Annotated in this window: 7 protein-coding genes; 6 read left to right on the forward strand and 1 reads right to left on the reverse strand. The window is 60.1% G+C overall.

The genetic code is table 11. The features are described 5' to 3' along the window. The first annotated feature begins 279 nt into the window (after window positions 1–279). The gene (gene thiI / locus P3G59_RS01815; RefSeq protein WP_277760221.1) at window positions 280–1734 is read left to right on the forward strand and encodes a tRNA uracil 4-sulfurtransferase ThiI; all 1455 of its coding nucleotides are present in this window, start codon (window positions 280–282) and stop codon (window positions 1732–1734) included. Window positions 1735–1873: 139 nt separating this feature from the next. Further along, window positions 1874–3694, forward strand: coding sequence for a translational GTPase TypA (gene typA / locus P3G59_RS01820; RefSeq protein ID WP_277760222.1), 1821 nt, complete (start codon window positions 1874–1876; stop codon window positions 3692–3694). Window positions 3695–3972: 278 nt separating this feature from the next. Here typA and P3G59_RS01825 read toward each other — a convergent pair whose 3' ends face one another. Then, complete coding sequence (locus P3G59_RS01825) at window positions 3973–4410, reverse strand: YkgJ family cysteine cluster protein (RefSeq protein WP_007909261.1); 438 nt, start codon at window positions 4408–4410, stop codon at window positions 3973–3975. 260 nt (window positions 4411–4670) lie between these two features. Between P3G59_RS01825 and P3G59_RS01830 the strand changes: the two genes are divergently transcribed. The 4 genes from P3G59_RS01830 (at window position 4671) to P3G59_RS01845 (ending at window position 13586) form a co-directional block, all read left to right on the forward strand. After that, entirely contained in the window at window positions 4671–7121 is a 2451-nt protein-coding gene (locus tag P3G59_RS01830) for a glycogen/starch/alpha-glucan phosphorylase (RefSeq protein WP_277760223.1), read from the forward strand. 167 nt (window positions 7122–7288) lie between these two features. Further along, a complete protein-coding gene (locus P3G59_RS01835; protein ID WP_277760224.1) occupies window positions 7289–10873 on the forward strand; it encodes a DUF2339 domain-containing protein in 3585 nt (1194 codons plus the stop codon). Further along, window positions 10870–12234, forward strand: coding sequence for a DUF3999 domain-containing protein (locus tag P3G59_RS01840; protein WP_277760225.1), 1365 nt, complete (start codon window positions 10870–10872; stop codon window positions 12232–12234). Before P3G59_RS01835 ends, P3G59_RS01840 begins: the two co-directional genes overlap by 4 nt. A gap of 341 nt (window positions 12235–12575) precedes the next feature. Next, a complete protein-coding gene (locus P3G59_RS01845; RefSeq protein ID WP_007909265.1) occupies window positions 12576–13586 on the forward strand; it encodes a class 1 fructose-bisphosphatase in 1011 nt (336 codons plus the stop codon). Window positions 13587–13597: the final 11 nt, after the last annotated feature.

The raw sequence follows: 13597 nt of genomic DNA on the forward strand, positions 1-13597 counted from the left end.
GTGATGCCGGCGCGAATACTCTGCCAAGGCAACCTGCCTCACAAGGCAGCAAATTGCATGCCAGTGCCCCAGCATGGGTTTTTTGCCCCAATTTCACGCTTATTAAGGTGTAAAGCGCCTGAATGCGGAAAATCTCGCCCTCTAATGTAGCGCCTTGAATCAAAAATGACCCGTTTTGGTGCGCACAAAACCTTCTGCACATTAACTGGTTAAACCTTGAGCAATTTCCGCTATAATCCGCGCCCCCCTTTTTCGGCTGGCCGTTCGCGCGCTGTTTTCATGAAACTAATCGTAAAAGTCTTCCCCGAGATCACCATCAAAAGCCGACCTGTCCGGACGAAGTTCATCCGCCAGTTGGCCAAGAACATCCGCACCGTGCTCCGCGACCTGGACCCGGCCGTGGTGGTGAACGGCGTGTGGGACAATCTCGAGCTGGAAACCCGCGTTACCGACCCCAAAGCCTTGAAAGAGATGGGTGAGCGCCTGACCTGCATGCCGGGCATCGCGCACTTTCTGCAGATCGACGAGTACCCGCTGGGCGACTTTGACGACATCACCGAGAAGTGCAAACAGCACTACGGCGATGCGCTGGCCGGAAAGATTTTCTCGGTACGTTGCAAGCGCGCCGGCAAGCACACCTTCAGCTCGATGGACGTCGAAAAATACGTCGGCAGCAAGCTGCGCCGTGAGTGCGGTGCTGCCGGTATCGACCTGAAAGCGCCGGAAATCGAAGTTCGCATCGAAGTTCGCGACAAACGGTTGTTTGTTATCCACAGCCAGCACAACGGCATCGGCGGCTACCCGCTCGGCGCCCTCGAGCAGACGCTGGTATTGATGTCCGGCGGCTTTGACTCGACCGTTGCGGCCTACCAGATCATTCGTCGCGGCCTGATGACGCACTTCTGCTTCTTCAATCTGGGCGGTCGTGCCCATGAATTGGGCGTGATGGAAGTCGCGCATTTCATCTGGAAGAAGTACGGCAGCTCGCAACGCGTGCTATTTGTCAGTGTTCCGTTCGAAGAAGTGCTGGGCGAAATTCTCGGCAAAGTCGATAACAGTCATATGGGCGTCGTATTGAAGCGTATGATGTTGCGCGCGGCCTCCAACATCGCCGACCGCCTGCAGATCGAGGCGCTGGTCACTGGCGAGGCGATCTCCCAGGTGTCGAGCCAGACGCTGCCGAACCTGTCGGTGATCGACTGTGTGACCGACAAACTGGTCCTGCGTCCGCTGATCGTGGCGCACAAGCAGGACATCATCGACACGGCCAACGAGATCGGCACTGCCGATTTCGCCCGGCACATGCCGGAATACTGCGGCGTTATCTCGGTCAATCCGAAAACCGCCGCCAAACGCGGTCGCGTTGAACACGAAGAGAAAGAATTCGACATGGCAGTCCTCGAGCGTGCGCTCGAAAACGCCAAACTGGTGCCGATCGATCGGGTGATCGACGAATTGGGCCAGGACGTACAGATTGAAGAAGTCAGCGAAGCACTGGCCGGCCAGATCGTGATCGACATCCGTCACCCGGATGCCGCCGAGGATGAGCCGCTGGAACTCGCTGGCGTAGAAGTACAGACGATGCCGTTCTACGCAGTGAACGCTCGTTTCAAGGAGCTGGATCCGACTCGCCAGTACCTGCTGTATTGCGACAAAGGCGTGATGAGTCGCCTGCATGCTCACCATTTGCTCAGTGAGGGGCATGCCAATGTGCGCGTTTATCGACCGAGCTAAGTGCCCGGGGCTGTTTGCCTGTGGCCTGCGTCACCGGCCCCCCGACACCGCCGTCAAGCTGTAACGGCCATGCCGGACACTACTGCTAATCGCTGCCAAGACTTGTCAGCAAACCGAATCCTCTGATCGAGATACACAAGTGATCGAAAATCTACGCAACATCGCCATCATCGCCCACGTTGACCATGGTAAAACCACCCTGGTAGACAAACTCCTGCGTCAATCCGGCACTCTGGAGCGCAACGAGCTCAACGACGAGCGCGTGATGGACTCCAACGACCAGGAAAAAGAGCGCGGTATTACCATTCTGGCGAAAAACACCGCCATCAACTGGAACGGCTACCACATCAACATCGTGGACACCCCGGGCCACGCCGACTTCGGCGGCGAAGTTGAACGCGTAATGTCGATGGTTGACTCCGTTCTGCTGCTGGTTGACGCTCAAGACGGCCCTATGCCGCAAACCCGTTTCGTGACCAAGAAGGCTTTCGAAGCCGGCCTGCGTCCAATCGTGGTGATCAACAAGGTTGACCGTCCAGGCGCGCGTCCGGACTGGGTTCTGGACCAGATCTTCGACCTGTTCGACAACCTCGGTGCGACCGAAGAACAACTGGACTTCCAGGTTGTTTACGCCTCGGCCCTGAACGGCATTGCCGGTCTGGATCACACCGACATGGCTGAAGACATGACCCCGCTGTACCAAGCGGTAGTCGACCACGTTCCGCCTCCGGCCGTTGACCGTGACGGTCCGTTCCAGATGCAGATCTCCGCTCTGGACTACAACAGCTTCCTGGGTGTTATCGGTGTTGGCCGTATCGCTCGTGGTCGCGTCAAGCCGAACACCCCGGTTGTCGCTATCAGCGCCGACGGCAAGCGCCGCAACGGTCGTATCCTGAAGCTGATGGGTCACCACGGTCTGCACCGCATTGACGTTGAAGAAGCAGCGGCCGGCGACATCGTCTGCATCAGCGGCTTCGACGAGCTGTTCATCTCCGACACTCTGTGCGATATCAACACCGTCGAGGCGATGAAGCCGCTGACCGTTGACGAGCCAACCGTTTCCATGACCTTCCAGGTAAACGACTCGCCATTCTGCGGTAAAGAAGGCAAGTTCGTGACCTCGCGTAACATCAAGGATCGTCTGGACAAAGAGCTGCTGTACAACGTTGCACTGCGCGTTGAAGAAGGCGACTCGGCTGACAAGTTCAAGGTATCCGGCCGTGGTGAGCTGCACCTCTCGGTACTGATCGAAACCATGCGTCGCGAAGGCTTCGAGCTGGCCCTGGGCCGTCCTGAAGTGATCATCCGTGAAGTTGACGGCGTGAAGCAGGAACCGTTCGAAAACGTCACCATCGACATCCCTGAAGAATCGCAGGGCAAGGTCATGGAAGAGATGGGTCTGCGTAAGGGCGACCTGAGCAACATGGTGCCGGATGGCAAGGGCCGTGTTCGTCTGGAATACAACATCCCTGCTCGCGGTCTGATCGGTTTCCGTAACCAGTTCCTGACCCTGACCAACGGTGCTGGCATCCTGACCTCGATCTTCGACCGTTACGCTCCAGTGAAGTCGGGCCACATGTCCGGCCGTCAGAACGGCGTTCTGGTTTCGGTTGAAACCGGCAAGGCACTGACTTACTCGCTGGAAACCCTGCAGGCTCGTGGCAAGCTGTTCGTAGAACACGGCCAGGAGATCTACAACGGTCAAATCGTTGGTCAGAACAGCCGCGACAACGACCTGGGTGTAAACCCAACCAAAGGCAAGAAGCTCGACAACATGCGTGCTTCGGGTAAAGACGAAACCATCGCTCTGGTACCACCTGTTCGCTTCACTCTGGAACAGGCTCTGGAATACATCCAGGAAGACGAGCTGTGCGAAGTTACTCCTAAGTCCATCCGTCTTCGCAAGAAGATCCTGGACGAAAGCGAGCGTACCCGCGCTGCCAAGAAAGCCAAGGCGTAATTTAGCCCGAGCTTGAAAAAACGCCCCCGGTCGCGAGACCGGGGGCGTTTTTGTTTGTCTGGGGGAAAGCAGGTTGAGTCTTGAGGATCAAGAGCCCCTCACCCTAGCCCTCTCCCGGAGGGAGAGGGGACTGATCGAGTTGTTCTTTGGCTTTGCATCGACCTGAGTAATCGAGTCGACCTCAGGTTTGGAAGCGACAGAGATCGGCTCCCTCTCCCTCGGGAGAGGGCTGGGGTGAGGGGCTGGGATTTAACGGCTACCGAAGAACTCAGCGTCGTTCAGAAGCGCTCAATCGCGCGGAAATTCTGCTCGCGCACGACTTCCTTCGGCTTGTAGGCGCAATACCCCGGCCGCGGGCCGATCTTCGGGTGATTGCGGCAGGTATCCGGGCGCTTGTCATAAATGGTGCACAGGCGGCTCTTACGATCCAGGTAGTAGCAATCGTTGTTGCTCATGCGCTGGAGGGTGAAGATCCCCGACTTCTGATTGAAGCGCTCAACCAGGCCTTCCTTTTGCAGGCGCTTGGCGATGTTCTTCGGCGGATCGCCCAGCTCGAATTCGTCGACCACCCCGATGCGTACCAGATCCTTGATCTTCACCTCAACCGGCAGCGTGCAGCAGCTGGACACGCAGGAACCGCACATCGGGGCTGAATATTTCGCCCATGTATCGAGACGATCGATCTCGGCGGCGGCAATCAGGTTGGGCTTCATCATCGGGAGTTACCAGGTGTGTATGCATCAGGGCGCGCGATCATACCGGGACTGGTGGATTTTTGAACAACCTTTCGCCAGATTTTTTCTGCGTGCAGGCACATTGCCGGACAATTCGGCACGGCCCCTGCATTCATTAGCTCACTCGACAAGGTAATGCCGGGCTATCTCACAGTCTCGGGAAAAACTGCCGAACCAGAGCCGCTACCGTCGGTCAGACCGTCTAGGCTCAGACAATTCCCCGCTCGCTCGAGGTCCTATCGATGACTCAAGAACCACTAGTTCGCGAAGCAGAGGTGGCCGCATTCCGCGATGCCGTCCTGACCAAGCTCACCTATGCAGTGGGCAAAGACCCCGATCACGCGTTCGACCATGACTGGTTCGAAGCCATCGCCCTGGCAGCGCGTGATCACATGGTCGAACACTGGATGGACCACACCCGGCAGATCTATCGCAAAGGCCAGAAGCGGGTGTATTACCTCTCGCTGGAATTTCTTATCGGCCGCTTGCTCTACGACAGCCTGAGCAACCTTGGCCTGCTCGACGTTGCCCGTGAAGCGTTGACTGAGCTCGGTGTCGACCTGGAACGCATCCGTTTGCTGGAACCCGACGCGGCGCTTGGCAACGGCGGCCTCGGTCGTCTGGCCGCGTGCTTCATGGAAAGCATGTCGACCCTCGGCATCGCTGGCCACGGTTATGGCATTCGTTACGAGCACGGGTTGTTCCGCCAGGCCATCGTCGATGGCTGGCAGCAGGAGCAGACCGAACACTGGCTGGATTTCGGCAACCCATGGGAATTCGAACGGCCAGAAGTCGTCTACTCCATCGGCTTCGGCGGCAGCGTTGAAACCGTCACCGACGTCTCCGGCAAGTCCAAGCAAGTCTGGTCGCCGGCCGAAACCGTCCGCGCGATTGCTTACGACACGCCGGTGGTCGGCTGGCGCGGAGCGAGCGTCAACACCTTGCGGCTGTGGCGTGCACGGGCCATGGAAGATTTGCACCTTGAGCGTTTCAACGCCGGTGACCACCTCGGTGCCGTCGCCGAAGTGGCCCGTGCGGAGAGCATCTCCCGCGTGCTCTACCCGGCGGACAGCACTGAAGCAGGGCAAGAGCTGCGCCTGCGTCAGGAGTACTTCTTCGTCGCGGCCTCCTTGCAGGATCTGCTGCGTCGTCACCGCAACATGCACACCTCGGTGCTGACCTTGGGCGATCACGCGGCGATCCAGCTCAACGATACGCACCCTTCGATTGCCGTCGCCGAGCTGATGCGTCAACTCGTCGACGTCTACGACGTCGCGTGGGATGCCGCGTGGCAAGTGACTGTCGACACGCTGTCGTACACCAACCACACGCTGTTGCCGGAAGCGCTGGAGACCTGGCCGGTGGGTCTGATGGAACGCATGCTGCCACGGCACATGCAGATCATTTACCTGATCAATGCCCAGCACATCGATTCGCTGCGCGCCAAAGGCATTCACGATTTCGACGTGCTGCGTGCGGTGTCGCTGATCGAAGAAGACAACGGTCGTCGGGTACGCATGGGCAACCTCGCGTTCCTCGGTTCGCACAGCGTCAACGGCGTGTCCGGACTGCATACGCAGTTGATGCGCAAAACCGTGTTCGCCGAACTGCACAAGCTCTACCCGGAGCGGATCAACAATAAAACCAACGGCATCACCTTTCGCCGCTGGTTGTATCAGGCCAACTCCGAACTGACCTCGATGCTGGTCGATGCGCTGGGGCCGGATTTGCTGGATAACCCTGAAGAGCGACTGCTCGATCTCGAACCGTTCGCGGAAAAAAACGCGTTCCGCAAAGCCTTCGCCGAGCAACGTCTGCATAGCAAAAAAGCGCTGGCCTATCTGATTCACGAACGCTTGGGCATTGCGGTCAACCCGGCGGCGATGTTCGACGTGCAGGTCAAACGCATCCACGAATACAAACGCCAGTTGCTCAACCTGATGCACACCGTGGCGCTGTATCAAGCGATTCGCGCCGAGCCTGAAGTCGATTGGGTACCGCGAGTGAAGATCTTCGCCGGTAAAGCGGCGGCGAGTTATCACCAGGCCAAGCTGATCATCAAGCTGACCAACGACATCGCCCGCGTTGTGAACAACGACCCGACCGTGCGCGGCCTGCTGAAAGTGGTGTTTCTGCCCAACTACAACGTCAGCCTGGCAGAGAGCATCATTCCGGCGGCGGACTTGTCCGAGCAGATTTCCACTGCAGGCTTCGAGGCGTCAGGCACCAGTAACATGAAGTTCGGCCTCAACGGCGCGCTGACCATTGGCACGCTGGACGGCGCCAACGTGGAAATGTGCGAGCGCATCGGCGCCGAGCACATGTTTATTTTCGGCCTCAGCGCGCAGCAGGTGGAGGCGCGCAAACAGAACCACGAGTTCAGCGCGTTGCCGGACATTGCCGCGTCGCATCGCTTGAACGATGTGCTGCAAGCGATCCGCAGCGGGGTGTTCTCGCCGGACGATACTTCGCGCTATACCGGGTTGATCGACTCGCTGGTGGATTACGACCGCTTCCTGGTCTGTGCCGACTTCGATTCGTACTGGGAAGCGCAGAAACGCGTTGAAGCGCATTGGCACGACGCCAATAGCTGGTGGCGTTCAGCGGTGCTCAATACGGCGCGGATGGGCTGGTTCTCCTCAGACCGGACGATTCGCGAGTACGCCACGGATATCTGGAAAGCACTGGAGTAACTTTCAGTTCGGCTCGATATAATCGCGCGCCGGAAAAGATCGCAGCCTTCGGCAGCTCCTGCACAGGTGTTCGCATAACCCTGTAGGCGCTGCCGCAGGCTGCGATCTTTTTGGGTCAGGCTGCGCTAATCTTCCCGGATTGGCCTTTGCGCTTAGGGATATCGACCATGCAATGGATGTTCATGTTGATCGGGCTGGTGCTCGGCTGGCTGCTCGACGAGTCGTTCAGTGATGCGCTGTTGGGCGCGTTGCTGGGGCTGGTGATCGGGCAGACGCTGCGCATTGCGCGGCTTGGCTCGCAAGCGGCAGAGCAACAGCAGCAACTTGAGCAGGCGAAGGTCGCTTTGCAGGGTGTCGAGCAGCGGCTGTTTCTGCTGGAAGGCGCGCCCGTTCGTGCCGCGCCGCCACCGAGTGCAGCGCCTGTTGCCGAGCCAGTCGCAGAACCCGTCAAAACCGTCGAAGAAGCCCCCGCACCAGAGTTGGTCTGGGAGCTGCCAGCCGAACTCGAACCGATTTCCACTGCCGCCAGCGAAACCAGTCAACCGCTGCCCGCTGATGTGTGGCGCCTCGACGCCGTCACGCCCGAACCAGCAAAACCTGCCGAGCCCCGTGGCCCGAACCTGATCGAACGCGGCATCAGTGCTGCGCGTAACTGGCTGTTCGGCGGCAACACCGTGCTGCGCGTTGGCGTGGTGTTGTTGTTCTTCGGTCTGGCGTTCCTGCTGCGCTACGCCACCGAAGGCATGGTCGTGCCGATTGAGTTGCGTTACGCCGGTGTCGCGGCGGCCGCGTTGGCCTTGCTCGCGCTGGGCTGGTGGCTGCGGCGGCGCAACAGCAATTACGCGTTGATGCTGCAAGGCACCGGGATCGCGGTGCTGTACCTGACGGTGTTTGCGGCGATGCGTCTGCACCCGTTGCTCGATCCGTCCGCCGCGTTGGGATTGCTGGTCGCGGTGACGGTGTTCTCGGCGATTCTGGCGATCACTCAGGATGCTTTGGGGCTGGCGGCTGCGGCGGCATTGGGCGGTTTCGCCGCGCCGATCCTGACCTCGACCGGCGCCGGCAACCACGTCGCGCTGTTCAGTTATTTCGCACTGCTCAACGCCGGCATTCTCGCCATCGCCTGGTTCAAGGCCTGGCGTCTGCTGAACCTGATCGGCTTCGTCGGCACCTTCGGTATCGGTTTCGCCTGGGGCCTGCGCTCTTATGCGCCGGAGCTGTTGTGGAGCACCGAGCCATTCCTGATTCTGTTCTTTCTGATGTACCTCGCCATCGGTCTGTTGTTCGCTCGGCGCAAGTTGCTCGACATGCCAGATGCGCCGGCAGAGGGTGACCGTGATGCGTTACTGCACTGGTCTGCGCGCAAGGGCGATTACGTCGACGGCACGATGCTGTTCGGTCCGCCGATTATTGGCTTCGGTTTGCAGTTCGCGCTGGTACAGCATCTGGAATTTGCCGCAGCGTTCAGTGCGCTGGCACTAGGCATGATCTATATGGCGCTGGCCAAGGTATTGATGGGCGGCCGCGCGGTGCTGCTGGGTGAAACCTGTCTGGCGCTCGGAGTGATTTTCGCCAGTCTGGCCATTCCGCTGGGGCTGGATGCGCGCTGGACCTCGGCGGCATGGGCGGTGGAAGGGGCGGGGATTTTCTGGCTCGGTTTGCGTCAGCAGCGGCCGTTCGCCCGGGCGTTTGCCTTGTTGCTACAACTCGGCTCCGCTTTGGCGTTCCTCAGTCAGTTGCAGGTTGGCGAAAGCACTCTGCTCGACGGTGCTCCACTGGGCGCGCTGATGCTTGGCGTTGCCCTGCTGTTCAGCTTCTATCAATTGCGCAGGGCCGCACCGGATCAGGCCTCGCCTTGGGAGCGACAAGGTTTGCCGGTGTTGGCGTCTCTGGGCCTGACCTTCCTCTATCTGCTGGCGCCGTTGTTCTTCTTCGTCCAGACCACGGCAATCAGTTGGGCGCTGGCCGGGCTGGTGACATTGTTTGTCGGTCTGCGGATTCAGTCGCGCACGTTCCTGTTCAGCGCGTTTGCCGTGCAGTTGCTCGGCGGCGCGTTGTTCCTGTTGCGTCTGCGAGGTGCCGGCGAGGATTCGGCGGCGGTGTTCAACGCCGGTTGGAGTGGCTTGCTCAGTGCTTCGCTGATCGGTCTTGCCTTGATCGGCGGCATGCTGTTGGCGGCCCGCGATGAAATGGTGCGCGGTGATGTACGTCTGCTGCGCGGTTTGTCGGTGGTGCTGTTGGCCGGTCTGGTGCTGATCAATCTGGCGGTGTTGTTTGTCCTGCCATGGCAGACCGCGAGCGCGGTGTGGGCGGCCAGCGGTTTGCTGATTATCTGGTTGAGCCTGTACCTCAAGCAGCGCGTGAGTTTTGTTTTCGGTTTGTTGTTGCAGGTGATCGGTGGCGCGGCGTTTTTGCTGGCCGGTCCGGAGTTGCTCGGGCCGCTGTCCAGCGAAGGTTTGAAACCGTTGGCCCATGGCGGATTCTGGACGCCGCTGGTGCTGGGGCTGGCGGCGATGATCGGTGCCTGGCGTCTGCAACTGGGTAATCATGCCGCGGCATTCGATGCGTTGAGTTTGCAGCGCTTGTCCGAGGTATTGCTGGTGTGGGGCGCGGGTTGGTGGGCGCTGGCGTGGGTGAGTGAAGTGCTGCGGTTTGCGCCGATTCACCTGCAGGGCACCTTGTTGCTGCTGGTTGCCGCTGTGAGCGTGGCGCTGTGGACGCTGTTGTCGCTGCGCTTGAAATGGCCGGCGTTGGGCCTGCTCTGTACGTTGTTGATTCCGGCGTCCGCTCTTGTGCTGCTCGGCGCCTGGCATTCGCGTTATCACCCGGCGGCGGATTTCGGCTGGCTGGCGTGGGCGGCGGTGTTCGCCGTGCACTTCTTCAGCCTGCGGCGCCTGGCGCCGATGTTGCCTGCGCGCGCCTTGAGCACGGTGCATGTGCTCGGCTGTTGGTTGCTGATTGGCGTGTTGGCGCTGGAATTGCGTTACGGGCTGCTGCTGTTGTCCGAGCAATACAACGCCTGGCGTTGGCTGGGTTGGGCGATTCTGCCGAGCGTTTATCTGCTGCTGGCAGCGGCCCCGCGCTCCTGGCCGTGGCCGGTCGCAGCGTTTGCCCGCGAATACCGTTTGTACGCCGCTGCACCGCTGGCGGTGCTGATGCTCGCGTGGTTCTGGCTGGCCAATGGCGTCAGCGATGGCAACGCCGAACCGTTGCCGTATGTGCCGCTGCTTAACCCGCTGGAACTGGGTCTGTTGTTGGCTTTGTTTGGTGTTTACGTGTGGTCGCGCAGTGCGGTTTCGCAGCTGTCGATTCGTCAGGATTATGCCGAATACGCCACGCAACTGATCGCCGGGGTATCGCTGTTCGCCTTCTGCACCGCGCTGGTGACCCGCGCCGCGCACCATTGGGCCGGGATTCCGTTCGAGCTCGATCAACTGCTCGCCTCGATGCTGGTGCAAGCCGGTTTGTCGATCGTCTGGACGCTGATGGCGCTCGGATTGATGATCGGCGGGCATCTTCGCCATCGTCGCGAAGTGTGGTTGATCGGCGCGGCGCTGATTGCGCTGGTGGTGGCCAAACTGATTTTTGTCGAACTGAGCAACCGTGGCGGCCTCGCCCGGATCGTCTCGTTTATCGGCGTTGGCGTGTTGCTGCTGGTGGTTGGTTATTTCGCACCGCTACCGCCCAAACGCGTCGAAGCTGAGCCGGCGGCGGACAAACCGGCCCCGGACACCGAAGGAGTTGCATCTTGAGCCGCATGCTGAATCTGAGTTGGTTGGCGTTGGGCGTGGTGATGGCGGCCGGCGCTCAGGAAAAACCGGCTGACTTCGCCACGCAGGTGCCGCTGTCGGTCAGCGGCAACGGCCCGTGGTACCGCCTCGAATTGCCGTTGAACGTGCAATTGCAGGCGCGCCAGACCGATCTCAGTGATCTGCGTGTGTTCAATGCCGCCGGCGAACCGCAGGCTTACGCCTTGGCACGCGAATCGGCACAGACCCGCGACGACGGTCAGTTGCACGAGGTGAAGTGGTTCCCGCTGTACAACGCCGCCGACGCCAGCGAACGCGCGCCGAACGTGCGCGTGCAAGCGACCACCAACGGCACGCTGGTCGAAGTGCAACCGTCCAGCCAGTTGGAGGCGGGTGAAGAAGTGCTGCGTGGCTGGCTGCTGGATGCCAGCGCGATCAAGGCGCCGTTGCAGCAGTTGATCCTCGACTGGACCAGTGAGCGCGACGGCTTCCAGCGTTTCAGCATTGAGGCCAGCGATGACTTGCAGCACTGGCAGCCGTGGGGCGAAGGTCAGGTCGCACGACTGACTTTTTCCGATGAGCGTATCGAACAGCACGAGGTGACGTTGCCGGGGCAATCGGCGCGTTATGTGCGGTTGTTGTGGGAGTCGCCGAATTCGGCACCGACCCTGACCTCGGCGCAACTGAAAAGCAGCGATCCGCGCAACGTGCCGCTGCCGTTGGTCTGGTCGCAGGCATTAACCGGCAATAGCAGCAAGGCCGGAGAATACACCTGGCAATTGCCGATGGGGCTGAATGTTGAGCGGGTGCAGGTTGATCTGAAGCAGCCGAACAGCCTCGCGCCGGTGACGCTGGCCGGTCGTCGTGAAAGCAGTTTGCCGTGGCAGACCCTGAGCAGCGGCTTGCTCTATCGCCTGACCCAGAATGGTCAGGATGTTGTGCAGAACGAATTGCAGCTCTACGGACAGACTGTGCAGCAGTTGAAACTGAGCGTGGATGAGCGCGGCGGTGGGTTGGGTGAACAGGCGCCGAGTCTGAAATATGCGGTGCGGGCGACGCAGGTGATCTTCCTCGCACGCGGGGAGGGGCCGTACAGTCTGGCGCTGGGCAATCCAAATGTGAAAACGGCGAATCTGCCGTTGACGACGCTGATTCCGGATTTCAAAGCGCAGAAACTGGCGGCGCTGGGCAAGGCGTCGGTTCAGGGTGAGGCGGTTGTTACGCAGACTTCTACGGCTACTACGGCGGCGGTGGCCGAAACCAACTGGAAGAAGATTGGCTTGTGGGCAGTGTTGTTGCTGAGTGTGGTTTTCCTTGGGGCGATGGCGGCGAGTCTGCTGCGCAAGCCACCGACCAATTCCTGAGCATGGCTGGCGCTGCGCGCCATTCGCGAGCAGGCTCGCTCCCACAGTGGATCTTCAATGGACGCCAATTCAGCGGTCACCCCGATTCCCTGTGGGAGCGAGCCTGCTCGCGAAAGCGGCGTGTCAGCCAATACATATTCCGAACTGATCAATTAACCCCCAGCCACACCCGTCCGATTTCGGACTACGCTAAACCCGCTACCTGAACTCTCCCCCGACAATCACGTCTCATGCAGGCAATTACACCCCAACGCACGTTACCGGGCGTCTTCGCTCGCTACGTTTTCAGACTCCCTGTAAACTGCGCGGGTTTTTAGCCCCCCATTCCACCGGAGCCGTCCATGTCCCGCGTTACCCTGAGTCGCTATTTGATTGAGCAGACCCGCAGCAATAACACTCCTGCCGATCTGCGTTTCCTGATCGAAGTGGTCGCGCGTGCCTGCAAAGAAATCAGCCACGCCGTTTCCAAAGGCGCCCTGGGTGGTGTGCTGGGCAGCATGGGCACTGAAAACGTCCAGGGCGAAGTGCAGAAGAAGCTCGACGTGATCTCCAACGAGATCCTGCTCGAAGCCAACGAATGGGGCGGTCACCTGGCCGGCATGGCGTCCGAAGAAATGGACAATGCCTACCAGATCCCGGGCAAATACCCGAAAGGCGCGTACCTGCTGGTATTCGACCCACTGGACGGTTCGTCGAACATCGACATCAACGCCCCGGTCGGCACCATCTTCTCGGTACTGCGTTGCCCGAACGAATACCTGAGCCAGAACGAGCCGCTGAACGAGAAAGCGTTCCTGCAGCCAGGCACCCAGCAGGTTGCCGCCGGTTACGCGATCTACGGCCCGCAAACCATGCTGGTACTGACCTTGGGCGACGGCGTCAAAGGTTTCACCCTGGACCGCGAAATGGGCAGCTTCGTGCTGACCCACGAAGACATCACCATTCCTGAATCGACCCAGGAATTCGCCATCAACATGTCCAACCAGCGTCACTGGGAAGCCCCGGTACAACGCTACGTCGGCGAGCTGCTGGCCGGTGAAGAAGGTCCGTTGAAGAAAAACTACAACATGCGTTGGGTTGCGGCGATGGTTGCCGATGTACACCGCATCCTGACCCGTGGCGGTCTGTTCATGTACCCGCGCGACAGCCGTGAGCCTTCCAAGCCAGGCAAACTGCGTCTGATGTACGAAGCCAACCCGATGTCGTTCCTGGTGGAACAAGCGGGCGGCGCGTCCACCGACGGTCACCAGCGCATCCTCGACATCCAGCCGGAAGGCCTGCACCAGCGTGTAGCGGTGTTCCTCGGCTCGAAAGAAGAAGTCGCACGCGCTACGGCCTACCACAAGGAATAAACCATGACCGC

Source organism: Pseudomonas sp. A34-9 (assembly GCF_029543085.1).
In the GTDB taxonomy this organism is placed as follows: domain Bacteria; phylum Pseudomonadota; class Gammaproteobacteria; order Pseudomonadales; family Pseudomonadaceae; genus Aquipseudomonas.

Excerpts from the sequence above, each read along its gene's own strand:
- thiI (WP_277760221.1), top strand. The coding sequence starts at position 280 with ATGAAACTAATCGTAAAAGTCTTCCCCGAGATCACCATCAAAAGCCGA.
- P3G59_RS01825 (WP_007909261.1), bottom strand. The coding sequence starts at position 4,410 with ATGATGAAGCCCAACCTGATTGCCGCCGCCGAGATCGATCGTCTCGAT.
- P3G59_RS01830 (WP_277760223.1), top strand. The coding sequence starts at position 4,671 with ATGACTCAAGAACCACTAGTTCGCGAAGCAGAGGTGGCCGCATTCCGC.
- P3G59_RS01835 (WP_277760224.1), top strand. The coding sequence starts at position 7,289 with ATGCAATGGATGTTCATGTTGATCGGGCTGGTGCTCGGCTGGCTGCTC.
- P3G59_RS01845 (WP_007909265.1), top strand. The coding sequence starts at position 12,576 with ATGTCCCGCGTTACCCTGAGTCGCTATTTGATTGAGCAGACCCGCAGC.